The 15690-nt window shown below is 60.1% G+C and carries 15 protein-coding genes and 1 tRNA gene; 13 read left to right on the top strand and 3 right to left on the bottom strand.

Features of this window, described 5'->3' with window-relative positions; translation table 11 throughout:
• Nucleotides 1-10: 10 nt before the first annotated feature.
• The 9 genes from SKZ59_RS00830 to rfbD all read left to right on the top strand — a co-directional run bounded on the left by SKZ59_RS00830 (nt 11) and on the right by rfbD (nt 9132).
• On the top strand, nt 11-283 hold the full coding sequence (locus SKZ59_RS00830; RefSeq protein ID WP_319990539.1) for a YkgJ family cysteine cluster protein: 273 nt from the start codon (nt 11-13) through the stop codon (nt 281-283).
• Nucleotides 284-373: 90 nt separating this feature from the next.
• On the top strand, nt 374-1144 hold the full coding sequence (locus SKZ59_RS00825) for a DeoR/GlpR family DNA-binding transcription regulator (protein ID WP_070302905.1): 771 nt from the start codon (nt 374-376) through the stop codon (nt 1142-1144).
• Between the two features lie 32 nt (nt 1145-1176).
• Nucleotides 1177-2325: an MFS transporter gene (locus SKZ59_RS00820; RefSeq protein WP_319990538.1), complete on the top strand. Its 1149-nt coding sequence runs from the start codon at nt 1177-1179 to the stop codon at nt 2323-2325.
• Between the two features lie 168 nt (nt 2326-2493).
• Entirely contained in the window at nt 2494-3339 is an 846-nt protein-coding gene (locus tag SKZ59_RS00815) for an undecaprenyl-diphosphate phosphatase (protein WP_319990537.1), read from the top strand.
• A 6-nt stretch (nt 3340-3345) separates the two neighbouring features.
• On the top strand, nt 3346-5169 hold the full coding sequence (gene recQ / locus SKZ59_RS00810; RefSeq protein WP_034745931.1) for a DNA helicase RecQ: 1824 nt from the start codon (nt 3346-3348) through the stop codon (nt 5167-5169).
• Complete coding sequence (locus tag SKZ59_RS00805) at nt 5169-5651, top strand: hypothetical protein (RefSeq protein ID WP_319990536.1); 483 nt, start codon at nt 5169-5171, stop codon at nt 5649-5651. The genes recQ and SKZ59_RS00805 overlap by 1 nt, the downstream gene beginning before the upstream one ends.
• A gap of 44 nt (nt 5652-5695) precedes the next feature.
• Entirely contained in the window at nt 5696-6673 is a 978-nt protein-coding gene (locus tag SKZ59_RS00800) for a LysR family transcriptional regulator (protein WP_319990535.1), read from the top strand.
• Between the two features lie 162 nt (nt 6674-6835).
• The gene (locus SKZ59_RS00795) at nt 6836-8122 is read left to right on the top strand and encodes a Glu/Leu/Phe/Val family dehydrogenase (RefSeq protein ID WP_034745922.1); all 1287 of its coding nucleotides are present in this window, start codon (nt 6836-6838) and stop codon (nt 8120-8122) included.
• Between the two features lie 137 nt (nt 8123-8259).
• Nucleotides 8260-9132, top strand: coding sequence for a dTDP-4-dehydrorhamnose reductase (gene rfbD, locus SKZ59_RS00790; RefSeq protein WP_319990534.1), 873 nt, complete (start codon nt 8260-8262; stop codon nt 9130-9132).
• A gap of 16 nt (nt 9133-9148) precedes the next feature.
• On the opposite strand, the gene galE is transcribed toward rfbD, so the two are convergent.
• The 3 genes from galE to SKZ59_RS00775 form a co-directional block, all read right to left on the bottom strand.
• Nucleotides 9149-10168: a UDP-glucose 4-epimerase GalE gene (galE, locus tag SKZ59_RS00785; protein ID WP_319990533.1), complete on the bottom strand. Its 1020-nt coding sequence runs from the start codon at nt 10166-10168 to the stop codon at nt 9149-9151.
• Nucleotides 10169-10316: 148 nt separating this feature from the next.
• Nucleotides 10317-10997, bottom strand: coding sequence for a tRNA (guanosine(46)-N7)-methyltransferase TrmB (gene trmB, locus SKZ59_RS00780; RefSeq protein WP_070302896.1), 681 nt, complete (start codon nt 10995-10997; stop codon nt 10317-10319).
• Nucleotides 10998-11089: 92 nt separating this feature from the next.
• Nucleotides 11090-11163, bottom strand: a tRNA-Gly gene (locus tag SKZ59_RS00775).
• 299 nt (nt 11164-11462) lie between these two features.
• On the opposite strand from SKZ59_RS00775, the gene SKZ59_RS00770 reads away from it, so the two are divergent.
• The 4 genes from SKZ59_RS00770 (at nt 11463) to wbaP (ending at nt 15568) form a co-directional block, all read left to right on the top strand.
• Entirely contained in the window at nt 11463-11702 is a 240-nt protein-coding gene (locus SKZ59_RS00770; protein WP_139143361.1) for a hypothetical protein, read from the top strand.
• A gap of 301 nt (nt 11703-12003) precedes the next feature.
• On the top strand, nt 12004-12363 hold the full coding sequence (locus tag SKZ59_RS00765; RefSeq protein ID WP_070302894.1) for a diacylglycerol kinase: 360 nt from the start codon (nt 12004-12006) through the stop codon (nt 12361-12363).
• 242 nt (nt 12364-12605) lie between these two features.
• Nucleotides 12606-14024: a mannose-1-phosphate guanylyltransferase/mannose-6-phosphate isomerase gene (locus SKZ59_RS00760; RefSeq protein ID WP_319990532.1), complete on the top strand. Its 1419-nt coding sequence runs from the start codon at nt 12606-12608 to the stop codon at nt 14022-14024.
• An 80-nt stretch (nt 14025-14104) separates the two neighbouring features.
• Nucleotides 14105-15568, top strand: coding sequence for an undecaprenyl-phosphate galactose phosphotransferase WbaP (gene wbaP, locus SKZ59_RS00755; RefSeq protein ID WP_319990531.1), 1464 nt, complete (start codon nt 14105-14107; stop codon nt 15566-15568).
• Nucleotides 15569-15690: the final 122 nt, after the last annotated feature.

Raw genomic sequence — 15690 nt, 5'->3', positions numbered from 1 at the left:
CTGAAATCCCATGTCATCCTCCGCCACCCTGGCATGCCGTCCTTCGTGCGGCGCCTGCTGCACCGCACCGTCCATCACCAGCCCGATTCCTGGCATGCCGGATGGAAAACCCGCGGGCGTGCGCTGCGTACAGCTGGCTGACGACAACCGTTGCAAGATCTTTGGCCGGCCGGAACGTCCCGCGTTTTGCGGCGGCTTGCAGCCATCCGAGGACATGTGCGGCAGCAGCCGCGAACACGCGATTAGCTGGCTGGCCGAGCTGGAACGGCTGACGGCGCCCTGAACGGCGCGGCGGCGGCTGGCAGATAACGGTTGACCACATCTGCACGTTTGCGTATATTCATGCACATTCCTGCACGTTTACAAGTTCACCATGTCCGCCACCCTGCTCCTCAAACAACGCCACGCGCTGATTCAGCAACAATTGCACGCCGATGGCAGGGTGCTGGCACTGGACCTGGCGCGCCAGCTCGATGTTTCCGAAGATACGATACGCCGCGACCTGCGCGAGATGGCGGCGGCCGGCCTGTGCCAGCGCGTGTATGGCGGCGCCCTGCCGCTGGCGCCCGACGGCGGCACCTTGACGCAGCGCAAGCAGGAAGCGCCCGAACGCAAGGCGCGCCTGGCGCAGGCCGCCGTGTCGCTCGTGCGCGCGGGCCAGGTATTGTTTTTTGATGCGGGTTCAACCAACCTGGCCATCGCCAGCGCCTTGCCAGAGTTGGCGCTCACTGTCATCACCAATGCGCCTGCGATCGCCATGGCATTGATGGAACGCCCGGAAATCGAGCTGATCATGGCTGGCGGCCGGGTCGACCGCCGCGCGGGCGCCAGCCTGGGTCCGCAAGCCTTGCGCACGGTCGAGCGCATGCATCCCGACCTGTGCTTCCTCGGTGCCTGCGGCGCCGATGCGGACGCGGGCGTGACGGCATTCAACTACGACGAGGCCGAGTTCAAGCGCAGCATCGCCGGTGCCAGCAAGGCGGTAGTCGTCGCCGTCACCAGCGACAAGCTGGGCACGGCCGCGCCATTCGGCGTGCTGGCCACGGGCTTGCTGCAGCACCTGGTACTGGAAGCCGATGCCGATGCGGCCCACGTGGCCGCCTTTGAACGGCTGGGCGTGCAGATCTTGCGCGCCCGCGCCTGATTTTATCCACCCGACTCTTGAAAAGCTCCCCCATGCATCTCACAGGAACCCTGCAACAACGCGCCACGCGCCTGGTTTTCTTTGCCGCCGGCCTCGGCATGGCCGCCTGGGCCCCGCTGGTCCCCTACGCCAAGTCGCGCCTGGGCCTCGATGAAGCCACCCTGGGCATTTTGCTGCTGTGCCTGGGCGCCGGTTCGCTGTGCGCGATGCCGTTTACGGGCATGCTCACGGCACGCTTTGGCTGCCGCAAGGTCATCATCTGCGCCGGCCTGCTGTTGACCGCCGTCTTGCCCGGCCTGGCGCTGGCCGCCACGCCGTTGCAGCTGGGCCTGGTGCTGCTGGTGTTCGGCGCGGCCATGGGCACGTTTGACGTGGCCATCAACATCCAGGCCGTGATCATCGAAAAGGCCAACGGCGGCGCCATGATGTCGGGCTTTCATGCGCTGTTCAGCGTGGGCGGCTTCGCCGGCGCGGCCTGCATGGCCCTGCTGCTGTGGCTGGGCCTGACGCCGGCCTGGTCCTGCGTCGTGGTGATGCTGCTGCTGTGCGGTGTGCTGGGCGCGGCGCAAGGCCATCTGCTGCCGACGGCGTCCGCAGCCGGCGAAAAGACGCCGCTGTTCGTCATGCCGCATGGCGCCGTCATTTTCATCGGCCTGCTGTGCTTTATTGTCTTCCTGGCTGAAGGCGCGATCCTCGACTGGAGCGCCCTGTTCCTCACCACCACGCGCGGCGTGGAAGAAGCCAAGGGCGGCCTCGGCTACGCTGCCTTCGCCATCGCCATGACCGTGGGCCGCTTCACGGGCGACAAGGTGGTCAGCCGCTTTGGCGGCAAGCGGGTGCTTACTTTTGGCGGCTTGTGCGCGGCGGCGGGCTTCTTCCTGGCCGTGCTGGCGCCGCATGCCAGCCTGGCCATGCTTGGGTTCGTGCTGATCGGCCTCGGTGCGGCAAACATCGTGCCCATCCTGTTTACGGCGGCGGGCCAGCAACATGCCATGCCGGCCAGCCTGGCGGTGGCAGCCATCACCACCATCGGCTATGCGGGCATCCTGGCCGGTCCGGCCGTGATCGGCTTCGTGGCGCACGCCACCAGCCTGAATATCGCCTTCGCCATGCTGGGCGCCGCCCTGCTGCTGGTGGCGGCCAGCGCGCGCCTGGTGGCGCCGGCAAAACAGGCTTCCTGAACCCTCCCCTTGCCTGGCTGGCAGCGGCAAAAAACCGCTGTCCGCCAGCGCCCAAATCGGCTAGCCGGGCCTGCGGCATGGTAAGCTTCGACCCCGCGCACAGTGCGGGCGCCGCACACTCACCCCATCCTGTCACTTATACCCGTACTTATACCCTTTTATACATCTATGGATCTCATTCTTGCGTTAAAAGCCATCATCATGGGGCTGGTCGAAGGTTTTACCGAATTCTTGCCGATTTCGTCCACCGGTCATCTGATCCTGGCCGGCAGCCTGCTCGACTTTACCAAGGATGTATCGAAAGAAGTCATGGATGTCTTCGAGATCGCCATCCAGGCCGGCGCCATCCTGGCCGTGTGCTGGGAATACCGCCAGCGCATCGGCAGCGTGCTGACCACCTTTGGCAGCGAAGCGAAGTCGCGCAAGTTCGTGCTGAACGTGGCCATCGCCTTCCTGCCGCTGGCCGTCATCGGTCTGGCGATTGGCAAGATGATCAAGCATGCGCTGTTCAAACCAGTACCGGTGGCCATGGCCTTCATCATCGGCGGCATCGTGATTTTGCTGGTGGAGCGCCGCGCGCGCACCAATCCCGTCACCGTGCGCGTCAACTCGGTCGATGAAATGACGCCATTCGACGCCTTGAAAGTGGGCTGCGCGCAGGCGTTCGCGCTGATTCCCGGCACCAGCCGCTCCGGCTCGACCATCATCGGCGGCATGCTGCTGGGCCTGTCGCGCAAGACGGCCACGGAATTCTCGTTCTTCCTGGCCATCCCGACCCTGCTGGCGGCCACCGTCTACTCGCTGTACAAGGCGCGCGATATCCTGTCGGCCACCGACGTGCCCCTGTTCGGCCTGGGCACCGTGTCCGCCTTCGTCTCCGCCTTCCTGTGCGTGCGCTGGCTGCTGCGCTATATCAGCTCGCACGACTTCACGTTTTTCGCCTGGTACCGCATTGTGTTCGGCTTGCTGGTGTTGGCCAGCGCCCACTACGGCTGGGTTGTTTGGGCAGAATAAGGCACTATGAATCAAGATCTTAACCAGCGCGCGCTGCACCTGCTGCAAACCGTTTTCGGCTACCCGGCTTTCCGAGGCCAGCAAGCCGACATCGTCGACCACGTCAGCCATGGCGGCGACGCGCTGGTACTGATGCCCACGGGCGGCGGCAAGTCGCTGTGCTATCAGATTCCCGCGCTGCTGCGCGATGGCGTCGGCGTCGTCGTCTCGCCTTTGATCGCGCTGATGCAGGACCAGGTGGACGCTTTGGCCGAAGTCGGCGTGCGCGCCGCCTTCCTCAATTCCACGCAAACCTACGAAGAAGCGAGCCGCATCGAGCGCCTGGTGCGCACAGGCGGCATCGATGTCGTCTACGTGGCGCCCGAGCGCCTGATGACGCAGCGTTGCCTGGACCTGTTCCAGGCGTCGAAGATATCCCTGTTCGCCATCGACGAGGCGCATTGCGTGGCCCAGTGGGGCCACGACTTCCGTCCCGAATACATCAAGCTGTCGGTGCTGCATGAGCAGTTTCCGGACGTGCCGCGCATCGCGCTCACGGCCACGGCCGACCCGCAGACGCGCGCCGAAATCGCCCTGCGTTTGCAGCTGGAAGACGCGCGCCAGTTCGTCTCCTCCTTCGACCGCCCGAACATCCGCTACCAGATCGTGGAAAAGGCGAATGGCCGCAAGCAGCTGCTCGACTTCATCAACACGGAACACGCGGGCGACTGCGGCATCGTCTACTGCCTGTCGCGCAAAAAAGTCGAAGAGACGGCGGAATTTCTGAACCAGAGCGGCATCCGCGCCCTGCCGTATCACGCCGGCATGGAGTACGCCAAGCGCAGCGCCAACCAGGCGCGCTTCCTGCGCGAAGAAAACATCGTCATGGTCGCCACCATCGCCTTCGGCATGGGCATCGACAAGCCCGATGTGCGCTTCGTGGCCCACCTGGACCTGCCGAAAAGCATCGAGGGCTATTACCAGGAAACGGGGCGCGCGGGCCGCGACGGCATGGCCGCCAACGCCTGGATGGCGTACGGCTTGCAGGACGTGGTGCTGCAGCGGCGCATGATCGACGAGTCCGAAGCGGACGACACCTTCAAGCGCGTGCTGGGCGTCAAACTCGACGCCATGCTGGGCCTGTGCGAAACGCTCAGCTGCCGGCGCATGCGATTGCTCGAATACTTCGGCGAACCGGCTTCGCCGTGCGGCAATTGCGACACCTGTTTGGTGCCGCCCGTATCGTTCGACGGCACGGTGCCCGTGCAAAAACTGCTGTCGGCCATCTACCGCGTCGACCAGCGTTTCGCCGGCGGCCACGTGATCGACGTGCTACGCGGCGTGGAATCGGAACGCATCAAGACCTGGCACCACGATTCCTTGTCGGTGTTTGGCATCGGCTCGGACCTGGGCGAAGCGGAATGGAAATCGATCCTGCGCCAGGCCATCGCGCTGGGTCTCGTCTCGGTCGACCATGAACAATACAGCTCGCTGAAACTGACGGACGCCTCGCGCCCCGTGCTCAAGGGCGGCCAGAAAGTACAGCTGCGCCAGTACCAGAAACCGGTGAAAACCAGCAAGCGCAGCACCAGCGTGGCGAAGGGCTATGTCGAGACGGATCTATCGGCAAGCGAGCAGGCGATCTTCGACAAGCTGCGCTGGTGGCGCGTGGAGACGGCGCGCACGCACAACGTGCCCGCCTATGTGATTTTCGTCGACGCCACCTTGCGCGAAATCGCCAAGGCCAAGCCCACTTCGCTGGAACAGATGCGCGGCGTGAGCGGCGTGGGCGAGAAAAAACTGGCCTCGTACGGCGACGAAATCGTCGCCATGATTCTGGAGATGATTTGATGGAAGCACTCTCGCCGGACCTGATCTATCAGGCCGTGAAAATCCTGGGCGCCCAGCCTGACGCCGAAGATGCGGTGGAAGCGCAAGTACGCGCCCTGGTGCAGGACGACCTCACCGTGCGCCGCCTGGCCGACGTGGTGCCGGAAGCTTTTGGACTGGTGCTGGCGTCGCACCTTCCCGGCGCCGAAAACATGACCCTGCCCAATACGTTCTGCGCGCAGGACGAGGACGGCGAATGGGTGGAGTTCCTCTTGCGCCGCGAGCCGATTTTTGTCGTCGCCGCCGATATCGCCCAGCATACCTTTCACAACGGCCCGCGCGCGCTGCTGCAAAATCTGGCCAACCGCAGCTCCTTGCTGGCGGCCATCAACAAGGGCTTGAACGCGGGCGGCTCGCTCGATGGCACGACCCTGGGTCCGCCGTCCTTCTTTGGCCTGCCCGCCGCGCTGTACCAGCCAGCGGCATCGCCCGAGACGCCTTGACCACTTTACTTTGCCTGTGCCCTTGATAACGGAACGGTCCCGCGATGGAAACCAAATGGCTGGAAGACTTCATCTCGCTCGCTGAAACGCATAATTTCAGCCGTTCCGCGGCCCTGCGCCATGTCACCCAGCCGGCATTCTCACGGCGCATCCAGTCGCTGGAAAACTGGCTCGGCATCGACCTGGTCGACCGCACCTCCTACCCGACGCGCTTGACGCCGGCCGGCGCCGTGTTCTACGAGCAGGCGCTGGAAATGCTGGGGCAGATCAACGGCGTGCGCGCCCTGTTGCGCGGCAAGCGGGCGGCCACGCAAACGAGCGTCGATTTCGCCGTGCCGCATACCCTGTCGCTGACCTTCATGCCGAAGTGGCTGACGGCGCTGGAAGAGGGTTTTGCGCCGATCAACAGCCGCCTGATGGCCCTGAACGTGCACGACGCCGTGCTGCAGCTGGTCGATGGCGGCTGCGACCTGCTGCTGTGCTACCACCATCCGCGCCAACCGGTGCAGCTGGACCCGGGCCGCTACGACATGCTGGTGATGGGCCGCGAAACCCTGCGCGCGTATGCGCGCTGCGGCCAGGACAAGGTGCCGGACTTCGTCCTGCCAGGCAGCGCCAAGGAGCCGCTGCCCTTCCTTTCCTACACCAGCAATGCCTACCTGGGACGCATGGTGGAATTGCTGCTGGCCGACGCCAAGGCGCCCCTGTTCCTGGAAACCTGCTATGAAACGGACATGGCCGAAGGCCTCAAAATGATGGCCCTGGAAGGCCGCGGCATCGCCTTCCTGCCCGAATCGGCCGTCATGCGCGACGTCAAATACAAGCATCTGGCACGCGCCGACGGCGGCGCGCCCGGCTGGGAAATCGAGCTGGAAATCCGTTTATATCGCGAGCGCCCATCGAGCCTGCGCCCTGGCAAGCAGATCGTCGAAAGCCTGTGGCAGTACCTGGTGCAGGCGCAAGATGGCAAAGCGCGCATAGGCAAGCGCCGCAAGCGCGCAGCCGAGGCTGCCCGATCCTGACTGGCAATCCTGGCAATATAACTATGCAATAAATGCATAACCGGATGCGCACAAAGCATTGGCCGGGGCATGAGGCTATCGCCTACGATGCGGTTCCGCTGCGCGCAGCTGCATCTCGGCTGTGCCTCTAACGTATTCGTATTGTCCAGGAGCTTATCAAGCATGACCAGCAAGCACGCACTTCCTTCCTACCTCAATCCTGAAGACCTTGGCCCATGGGGCGTCTACCTCGAGCAGATCGACCGCGTTACGCCATACCTGGGCAACCTGTCGCGCTGGGTGGAAACGCTGAAGCGTCCAAAGCGCATCCTGACGGTCGACGTGCCTATCGAGCGCGATGACGGCACCATTGCCCACTACGAAGGCTACCGCGTGCAGCACAATCTGTCGCGCGGCCCGGGCAAAGGCGGCGTGCGCTTCCACCAGGACGTGACCCTGTCGGAAGTGATGGCCCTGTCGGCCTGGATGACGGTCAAGAATGCAGCGGTCAACGTGCCATACGGCGGCGCCAAGGGCGGTATCCGTGTCGATCCGAAGACCCTGTCGCGCAACGAACTGCAACGCCTGACCCGCCGCTACACGAGCGAGATCAGCATGATCATCGGACCGAACAAGGATATCCCGGCGCCGGACGTCAACACGAATGAACAAGTCATGGCGTGGATGATGGACAGCTACGCCATGATCGGCGGCAATATGTCGACCGGCGTGGTGACGGGCAAGCCAATCTCGCTGGGCGGCAGCCTGGGCCGCCGCGATGCGACGGGCCGCGGCGTGTTCGTCGTCGGTTGCGATGCGGCCGCCAAGGTCGGCATGTCGCTCGAAGGCGCGAAAGTCATCGTGCAAGGTTTCGGCAACGTGGGCGGCGTCGCCGCACGCATGTTCGCTGAGGCCGGCTCGAAAGTGGTCGCGGTACAAGACCACAAAACGACCGTCGTGCACTCCGGCGGCTTGAACATCCCGCAATTGCTGGCACACGTGGCCGAAGTGGGCAGCGTCGAAGGCTTCCCGGGCGCCGAGGCATTCGTGCCACGCGAAGATTTCTGGGGCATCGATTGCGACATCCTGATCCCGGCCGCGCTGGAACAGCAGATCACGGCTGAACGCGCACAAGTCATCCGCGCCAAGATCATCCTGGAAGGCGCCAACGGCCCGACCCTGCCGGCAGCGGACGACATCCTGACCGACCGCGGCGTGCTGATCGTGCCGGACGTGCTGGCCAACGCCGGCGGCGTGACCGTCAGCTACTTCGAATGGGCGCAGAACTTCTCGAGCTTCTTCTGGACGGAAGAAGAAATCAACAGCCGCCTGACCCGCATCATGCGCGAAGCGTTCGACTCGGTATGGCAAGTGTCGCAAGAGAAGAAAGTGTCGATGCGCACCGCCACCTTCATCCTGGCGTGCACGCGCGTGCTGCAGGCTCGCGAAGTGCGCGGCCTCTACCCATAATATCCGGCTAGGAAGACTACAAAAAAAACCCCGCTGCACAGTGATGTGCAGCGGGGTTTTTTATGGGTGGCGCATGTCAACTTTGAATCCAGCCACCTTCAGGCATACTATTGACACCAATATAAACAGGAATACTCATGGGCCGTATTTTAATCTCAGGAAGAACTGGCCAGGTAGGCTATGAGCTCGAACGCAGCCTGCAAGGCTTGGGCGAGGTCATAGCATTGGACCGTAGTCAAATGGATTTGAGCAATCTGCAACAGGTGCGGGACGTCATTCGCCGTGTGAAGCCTACGCTGATCGTCAACCCTGCCGCCTATACCACAGTCGATCACGCGGAACGGGAACCTGAACTGGCACTGCGCATCAATGGCGAAGCTCCCGGCGTCATGGCAGAGGAAGCCAAAAAGCTTGGCGCCACACTGATACATTACAGTACCGACTACGTGTTCGATGGCAACAAGGACAGTGCCTATCTGGAAACTGATCCTACCTGTCCAGTGAATGTTTATGGCAGCAGCAAGCTGGCGGGCGAACAAGCCATTCAAGCCACGGGCGTAACCCACCTTATTCTACGCACCAGTTGGGTGTACAGCACGCATGGCAAAAACTTCCTGCTCACCATGCGCCGCCTGGCCCAGGAGCGTGACGCGCTGAACATCGTGTCAGATCAATTCGGCGCTCCGACATGGAGCCGTACCATCGCCGATACCACCGCGCACATCGTAGCGCAAAGCTTGGCCGCCGCCGACCAGCAAGCGTGGTGGGACGGGCACTCCGGGCTCTACCATTTGACGGCTCAAGGAAAAACCACGTGGTTTGGCTTTGCCGAAGCGATCATGGCCCATGCATCGGTCACAAAAAAGCCGCAGCTGACACCGATACTGGCATCCGAGTACCCGGTCCCGGCGCAGCGACCTGCCAATTCGGTACTGTCGTCGCAGAAACTGATGGAGACTTTCTGCGGATTACCAAACTGGCAAGATGCATTACTGCTATGCCAAAACTAAGTAAATCTCTCTTCTCTCAGGCAAGGTAGCCTTGCGGGTTCTGGTGCTGCCAGCGCCAGTGGTCGCGGCACATGTCGTCGATGTTTTTCTGTGCTTGCCAGCCCAGCAACTCCTTTGCCTTGTCGGCCGAAGCGTAGCAGCTGGCGATGTCGCCGGGGCGGCGCGGCACGATCTCGTAAGGGACTTTGCGGCCGCTGGCGACCTCGAAGGCGCGTAAGGTGTCAAGCACGCTGTAGCCGTGGCCCGTGCCCAGGTTGACGGTAAAGCCGCCCTCGGTGGAAAACAGGCGATTCAACGCGGCCACGTGGCCCAGCGCCAGGTCGACCACGTGGATGTAGTCGCGCACGCCCGTGCCGTCCGGCGTATCGTAGTCGTTGCCGAACACAGCCAGGCGCTCGCGGCGGCCGACGGCCACCTGGGCGATGAAGGGCATCAGATTGTTCGGAATACCGGCCGGATCTTCGCCGATCAAGCCGCTGGCATGCGCACCGACCGGATTGAAATAGCGCAGCACGCCGACTTGCCATTGAGCATCGGCATGCACGAGATCGGCCAGTATCTGCTCGACCATCAGCTTGGAGCGGCCGTACGGGTTCGTCACGGACAGACGCGACGATTCCAGGATCGGCAAGGCTTCCGGATCGCCATACACGGTGGCCGACGAACTGAACACAAAACGCTTCACGTTCGCCGCCGCCAGCACTTCCAGCAGCGCCACGGTGCCCGATACATTGTTATCCATATACATCAGTGGCTGCGCCACGGATTCGCCCACGGCTTTCAAGCCTGCGAAATGGATCACGGCATCGATGGTGTGCTCGCGCAGGACGGCGGCCATGGCCGTGCGGTCGCGCACGTCCGCCTCATAGAAGGGCACGCTTTTGCCGGCAATGCGCTCCACACGCGCCATCGCTTCGCGCGCGCTGTTGCACAGATTATCCATCGCGACTACCTCAAAGCCGGCAGCCAGCAATTCGACACAGGTATGCGAACCGATGAAACCGGATGCGCCGGTCACGAGTATTTTCTTGGACATAATATCAATCAATGCAAAAAAGATAAGACTACCGTAATTCGCCCACCTTGCCTAGCCAGCGCACGATAGCGCGTACATAAAAAAGCCTGCGGCGTCGCCGCGGCAGGCTTTTTCTCGTGCCAACGGCACAGGTGGGCAAACCGCCAGGTTATTTCTTGATGAACACCAGGTCCCACACGCCATGGCCCAGCTTCAAGCCGCGGTTTTCAAACTTGGTCAGTGGACGATATGCGGGTTGGGGCGCGTAGCCCTCTGCGCTATTGCGCAGTTGCGGCTCGGCGCCCAGCACTTCCAGCATTTGCACTGCGTAATCTTCCCAGTCGGTGGCGCAATGCAGATAGCCGCCCGGCGCCAGACGATCGGTCAATTGCTTGACGAACGGCGACTGGATCAGGCGGCGTTTGTTGTGGCGCGCCTTGTGCCATGGATCGGGGAAGAACACGTGGATACCGGCCAGCGAATTGGCAGGAATCATGTGCGTCAGCACTTCCACGGCATCGTGCTGCAGCAAGCGCAGATTCGTCAGCGACTCTTCGCCGATCAGCTTCAACAGGCTGCCAACACCGGGTGTATGCACTTCCACGCCGATGAAATCCTTCTCCGGCATGGCCTTGGCGATATGCGCCGTCGTCGCGCCCATGCCAAAGCCGATCTCCAGGATGACGGGCGCCTTGCGGCCGAAGACCTGCTCGAAGTCCATGGACTCCTTGGCGAAAGGCAGCAGGAACTGCGGCCCCAGGGTCTCGAGTGCGCGCGCCTGCGCGACAGACAGCCGTCCTGCGCGGGTCACGAAACTGCGGATGCGGTGTTCGGTCGGATCGTACATCATCGGCCGCGCCGGGCCGTTTGCTGGGGTATCAGAAGACATGGGAATGAGGAAAATAGTGGCCGCGCCGCACAAAACCAGGCGCCAGCGGAAAATGGAGCGGGTGAAGGGAATCGAACCCTCGTCGTAAGCTTGGGAAGCTTCTGCTCTACCATTGAGCTACACCCGCGAAGCCTGCATTTTACGCGCGATGGCAAGGACTTGGCAAACTTGTGCGGCGCTGTCGAATTCATCAGGAACTCTCGCGACATTGAATAAAAAGATAAGACGGCCGCATCGGCGAGGTAGCGTTTTTGTTAATAAAGAACAACATCACAGGCTGTCAGGCACGGTGAATGGTCTGGTATACGGCTAAAATAGAATAAATTATTGTCACCGTGAACGGTGTGGCGCAGACTAGCAAGAGAAATGTTGCTACAATCGCGTGACAGTTTAGCATTCCCGCTGTTCAACCTAAAAGGATATCCCATGAAGAAAATTCTGATCGCTTCGGCAATCCTGTGCTTCGCTTCCGCACAAGCCATGGCTCAATCGGCACCAGCTCCTGCACCAGCAGCAGCTGCACCAGCAGCTGGCGCTGCTGCCGGCACCACCGTTGCCGGCCTGAGCGTCAGCACCATGATCGCAATCGGCGCAGCAGTTGCCGTTGTGGCCGGTGCCGCCAGCTCGGATTCGACCACCGCGCACACCACCCCAACCCACCATTAATACCTGGCTGCCCAGGCAGCGACAGGTAGGTCCATTCTGCAGCTTGATCTCAAGCCGAAAGATGAAGGCCTGGTACCGCAATAGTTGACATACTCAAATATCTTAGCTATTGCAATAAAAGCCCTTTTCATTTGAAAACGGGCTTTTTTACTTTTTATCCAACATCAAAAAGATTGGCAGCAGTCTTTCTGCTGTGTACGAATAATGCCATATCGTATGATCACGCCTGCGATCCTCATCCATTTCTTAAGAGATCCGCTTTCATGCCATTGACATATCCCACGCCATCGCTACAGTTGCCATGAAGAACCAATCTTTCTTCAAGCGCATGGGATTTGCTCTGCAAGGAATAAGCGCCGCCTTCCGCCTGGAATCGAGCTTTCGCCTGCAATGCCTGGCTGCCTTGATGGTGTTCATCGTACTTTGCTGGTACAAACCAGCCCTGATGTGGTGGGCCTTGCTATTGCTCAATTGCGGCATGGTTCTGGCTGCGGAATTATTTAATACCGCGCTGGAGCATCTGATTGACCACCTCCATCCATCGCTACATCCGAGCATCAAGATTGCCAAGGACTGTGCGGCAGGAGCGGTGTTACTCCTTAGTATGACGGCTGTGTGCGTGTTTGTTGCTTTTTTGCTTGAAACGTTGTGTGCCAAGTAGAAATACCAGGGTAGCAAACTACAATACAGGACGCGCTAAAGTGCGCGCCTCTCAGACTCCAGCGCGTCGAGAGAAAATACAAAGATTCCTGTAATTTATTAAAATATTGCCCCCACTAACAATATTGACGTTTTGCCAGTACATACGCCGCAGCATATAAGCGCGGCAAGCCGGGCAAGTTTTAATACCCAAATGACCAATTATTCAGTTCTATCCAATACTAAATTTAAATTGAAGCATAAATGACTATTCCCCTCTTACCGGTAATTCTTTGTGGTGGTTCCGGCACACGTTTATGGCCGCTTTCGCGCGAAGCGTTCCCAAAGCAGTTTCTGCGCTTGTCGACTCAGGGCAGCATGCTGCAACAAACGCTGCAGCGGCTGGCGGGCATCGACACCGTGTCGCCAGCACTGCTGGTATGCAACGAATCGTCGCGTTTCATCATCGCGGAGCAAGTGCGTGAAATCGGCCTGGAAAATAGCCGCATGTTACTTGAACCCATGCGCCGCAATACGGCGCCGGCGATCGCCTCAGCCGCCTTGCATGCGATGGAGAACGGCGAAGATCCACTCTTGCTGGTGCTGCCATCGGATCACGTCATACTGGATACCCCGGCTTTCCATCGCGCGATCGCGCTGGCACGCACGGCTGCTGAAGCAGGTAATTTGCTGACTTTTGGCATCACGCCAACGGGACCAGAAACAGGATACGGCTATATCCGCGCCGAAGGCATGGCAACCGGGCAGATCCAGCGCGTACTTGAATTCGTCGAAAAGCCGGCCCTGGCGCTTGCAGAACAATATATTGCCAGCGGCGATTACTTCTGGAACAGCGGCATGTTCCTGTTCCGCGCCAGCCGTTACCTGGAAGAGCTTGAGCGTTTCCAACCTGCCGTACTGGCCGCTTGCCGCGCTGCCATTGCCGCCGCGAAGAGCGACCTTGACTTCATTCGCCTGGACAAGGATGCCTACGCTGCCAGTCCCGATATCGCCGTCGACTACGCCGTCATGGAACGCACCGGCCATGCCGCCACGATCGCCCTCGATGCGGGCTGGAATGATATCGGCTCATGGAAAGCCGTACTCGATGTGGCGGAAAAGGATGCCAGCCAGAATAGCACCCACGGCGATGTACTGATCCAGGATTGCAACGATTGCCTGGTGCACAGCGGTAGCCGCCTGGTCACCGCCATCGGTATGCGCAATACCGTGATCGTCGAAACAGCCGATGCCGTGCTGGTCATGGATGCGGATCAGGCACAACAAACGAAATCCATGGTCGCGCAACTGATCGCCAGGGAACGCCCCGAAGCCACCATGCACCGTGAAGTCTTCCGTCCGTGGGGTTCCTATGATTCCATCGGCAATGGCGACCGCTTCCAGGTCAAGCGGATTACGGTCAAGCCTGGCGCCAAGCTGTCATTGCAAATGCATCACCACCGCGCCGAGCACTGGATCGTGGTATCGGGCACTGCCCAGATCACCAATGGCGACAAGGAATATTTGCTGACCGAAAACCAGTCCACCTACATCCCCCTCGGCGTTGTCCATTCTCTGGCCAACCCGGGCAAGCTACCGTTGGAATTGATTGAGATTCAATCGGGTAGCTACCTTGGGGAAGACGATATTGTCCGCTTTGAAGACCGCTACGGCCGCGCTTGACCCACCAAATACGTCATCACCACGCAGTCGGCATCGCAAAAAAAATTCACACTGAAGTTTATAAGGTTTAGCAAGTCATTATGAAACCAATCGAAGGCATCTTTGTACAAGAAGTGAAATGGTATTGCAGCAATAGGGCAGAAAAATATTTTCTCACCTTTGCCGATGCACTTGCCATGTTCATTGCATTCTGGTTTGCTGGCAAATGGATCCTCGATGCCACCGACTTGAACAGCTTCGGGCTGGATAGCTCGCGCCTGCTCAGTTACAGCCTGCTATCTCTGGTCACCCTGGCTATCTTCAAGCTGAAGGGGCATCATGCCAAGCGCCGTCCGTACTCGAATGAAATCAAGGAACTGATGAAGATCGTCATGGTCATGGGCTTGATCGATGCTGCCCTGGTCTTCCTCGACAAGCGCGACTCCTCACGCGAGGCACTGCTGGCTACCTGGCTGCTGGTGCCATGCTGTGTCTTGCTGCTGCGTGGCATGATCAAATACCTGCTGATGAAAGCTGGCGGCTGGATACGCCCCATGGTCATCATCGGATGGGGTGACAACGCCTTGCAAACAGCGCGCGCTTTCGATGAGGAAGCGTTAATGGGCTACCGCCTGATTGCGTTCCTGATCCCCGAAGGTCAAGGCCGCCTCGAACATCGTTATGTCAACCGCAGCAAGCAAATTGTACCCTGCATTCAGCTGGGCGAAAAACCGGAACAAACGCTTAAACTGCTGGGCGACCCGCATACGGTTGTCGCCCTGGAGCAAGGCGGCATCGACGCTTATCAGGGCATGATCCAGCAGGTCAGCCGTTGCGTTGCCAATATGCAAGTAGTACCTGCCGTCCGTGGACTTCCCCTGTACGGCATGGAAGTGAACCATTTCTTTGCACATGAAGTGCTGCTGCTGACCATGCGCAATAACCTGGCGCGGCCAGGCTTGCAGCTGATTAAACGCTGCTTTGATCTGATAGCCTCGGTCGGCGTATTGATCATCGGCGCCCCCATCTTGCTGTGGATCGCAGCCAAGGTCATGGCATCAGGCCGTCCCATCTTCTATGGCCACAAACGCGTAGGCCAGAATGGCAAGCATTTTCTCTGCTACAAGTTCCGCACCATGGCCGTGAACGCCGACGTTTTGCTGAAGGAGTTGCTGGAGCGCGATCCTGAAGCCCGTGCCGAGTGGGACCGTGATTTCAAACTGAAGAACGACCCGCGCATCACCTCGATCGGCCACTTCCTGCGCCGCACCAGCCTCGATGAACTGCCGCAACTGTGGAACGTGCTGAAGGGCGAAATGAGCCTGGTCGGTCCGCGTCCCGTTGTCGATGCGGAACTGGAACGCTACGGCAACCAGATCGACTATTATCTTGAGGCGAAACCCGGGGTCACAGGCTTATGGCAAGTGAGCGGCAGGAACGACGTCAGCTATGATACGCGCGTCTATCTCGATGCCTGGTATGTCAAGAACTGGTCTTTATTCAATGACATTGTAATCCTGCTTAAAACGATTAAAGTCATTTTCAAAAAAGATGGCGCGTATTAGGGCAGGCAACAATATTGCTGATTGACATCAAATATAAAATGCACAATGTCATAGCGCAGTTATACCTCTTGGCAAGTCATTGACGACAAATGCGCACTGGGGAGCACCTGCGAATTCGTTCA

The organism is Janthinobacterium sp. GMG2 (genome assembly GCF_033949445.1).
Taxonomy (GTDB): Bacteria; Pseudomonadota; Gammaproteobacteria; order Burkholderiales; family Burkholderiaceae_D; genus Janthinobacterium; species Janthinobacterium aestuarii.
This window is presented reverse-complemented; position numbering and strand designations above follow the sequence as displayed.

Excerpts from the sequence above, each read along its gene's own strand:
- SKZ59_RS00805 (WP_319990536.1), top strand. The coding sequence starts at position 5,169 with ATGGAAGCACTCTCGCCGGACCTGATCTATCAGGCCGTGAAAATCCTG.
- SKZ59_RS00815 (WP_319990537.1), top strand. The coding sequence starts at position 2,494 with ATGGATCTCATTCTTGCGTTAAAAGCCATCATCATGGGGCTGGTCGAA.
- SKZ59_RS00760 (WP_319990532.1), top strand. The coding sequence starts at position 12,606 with ATGACTATTCCCCTCTTACCGGTAATTCTTTGTGGTGGTTCCGGCACA.
- rfbD (WP_319990534.1), top strand. The coding sequence starts at position 8,260 with ATGGGCCGTATTTTAATCTCAGGAAGAACTGGCCAGGTAGGCTATGAG.
- trmB (WP_070302896.1), bottom strand. The coding sequence starts at position 10,997 with ATGATGTACGATCCGACCGAACACCGCATCCGCAGTTTCGTGACCCGC.
- SKZ59_RS00825 (WP_070302905.1), top strand. The coding sequence starts at position 374 with ATGTCCGCCACCCTGCTCCTCAAACAACGCCACGCGCTGATTCAGCAA.
- wbaP (WP_319990531.1), top strand. The coding sequence starts at position 14,105 with ATGAAACCAATCGAAGGCATCTTTGTACAAGAAGTGAAATGGTATTGC.
- SKZ59_RS00765 (WP_070302894.1), top strand. The coding sequence starts at position 12,004 with ATGAAGAACCAATCTTTCTTCAAGCGCATGGGATTTGCTCTGCAAGGA.
- SKZ59_RS00770 (WP_139143361.1), top strand. The coding sequence starts at position 11,463 with ATGAAGAAAATTCTGATCGCTTCGGCAATCCTGTGCTTCGCTTCCGCA.
- SKZ59_RS00830 (WP_319990539.1), top strand. The coding sequence starts at position 11 with ATGTCATCCTCCGCCACCCTGGCATGCCGTCCTTCGTGCGGCGCCTGC.
- SKZ59_RS00820 (WP_319990538.1), top strand. The coding sequence starts at position 1,177 with ATGCATCTCACAGGAACCCTGCAACAACGCGCCACGCGCCTGGTTTTC.
- SKZ59_RS00795 (WP_034745922.1), top strand. The coding sequence starts at position 6,836 with ATGACCAGCAAGCACGCACTTCCTTCCTACCTCAATCCTGAAGACCTT.
- recQ (WP_034745931.1), top strand. The coding sequence starts at position 3,346 with ATGAATCAAGATCTTAACCAGCGCGCGCTGCACCTGCTGCAAACCGTT.
- SKZ59_RS00800 (WP_319990535.1), top strand. The coding sequence starts at position 5,696 with ATGGAAACCAAATGGCTGGAAGACTTCATCTCGCTCGCTGAAACGCAT.
- galE (WP_319990533.1), bottom strand. The coding sequence starts at position 10,168 with ATGTCCAAGAAAATACTCGTGACCGGCGCATCCGGTTTCATCGGTTCG.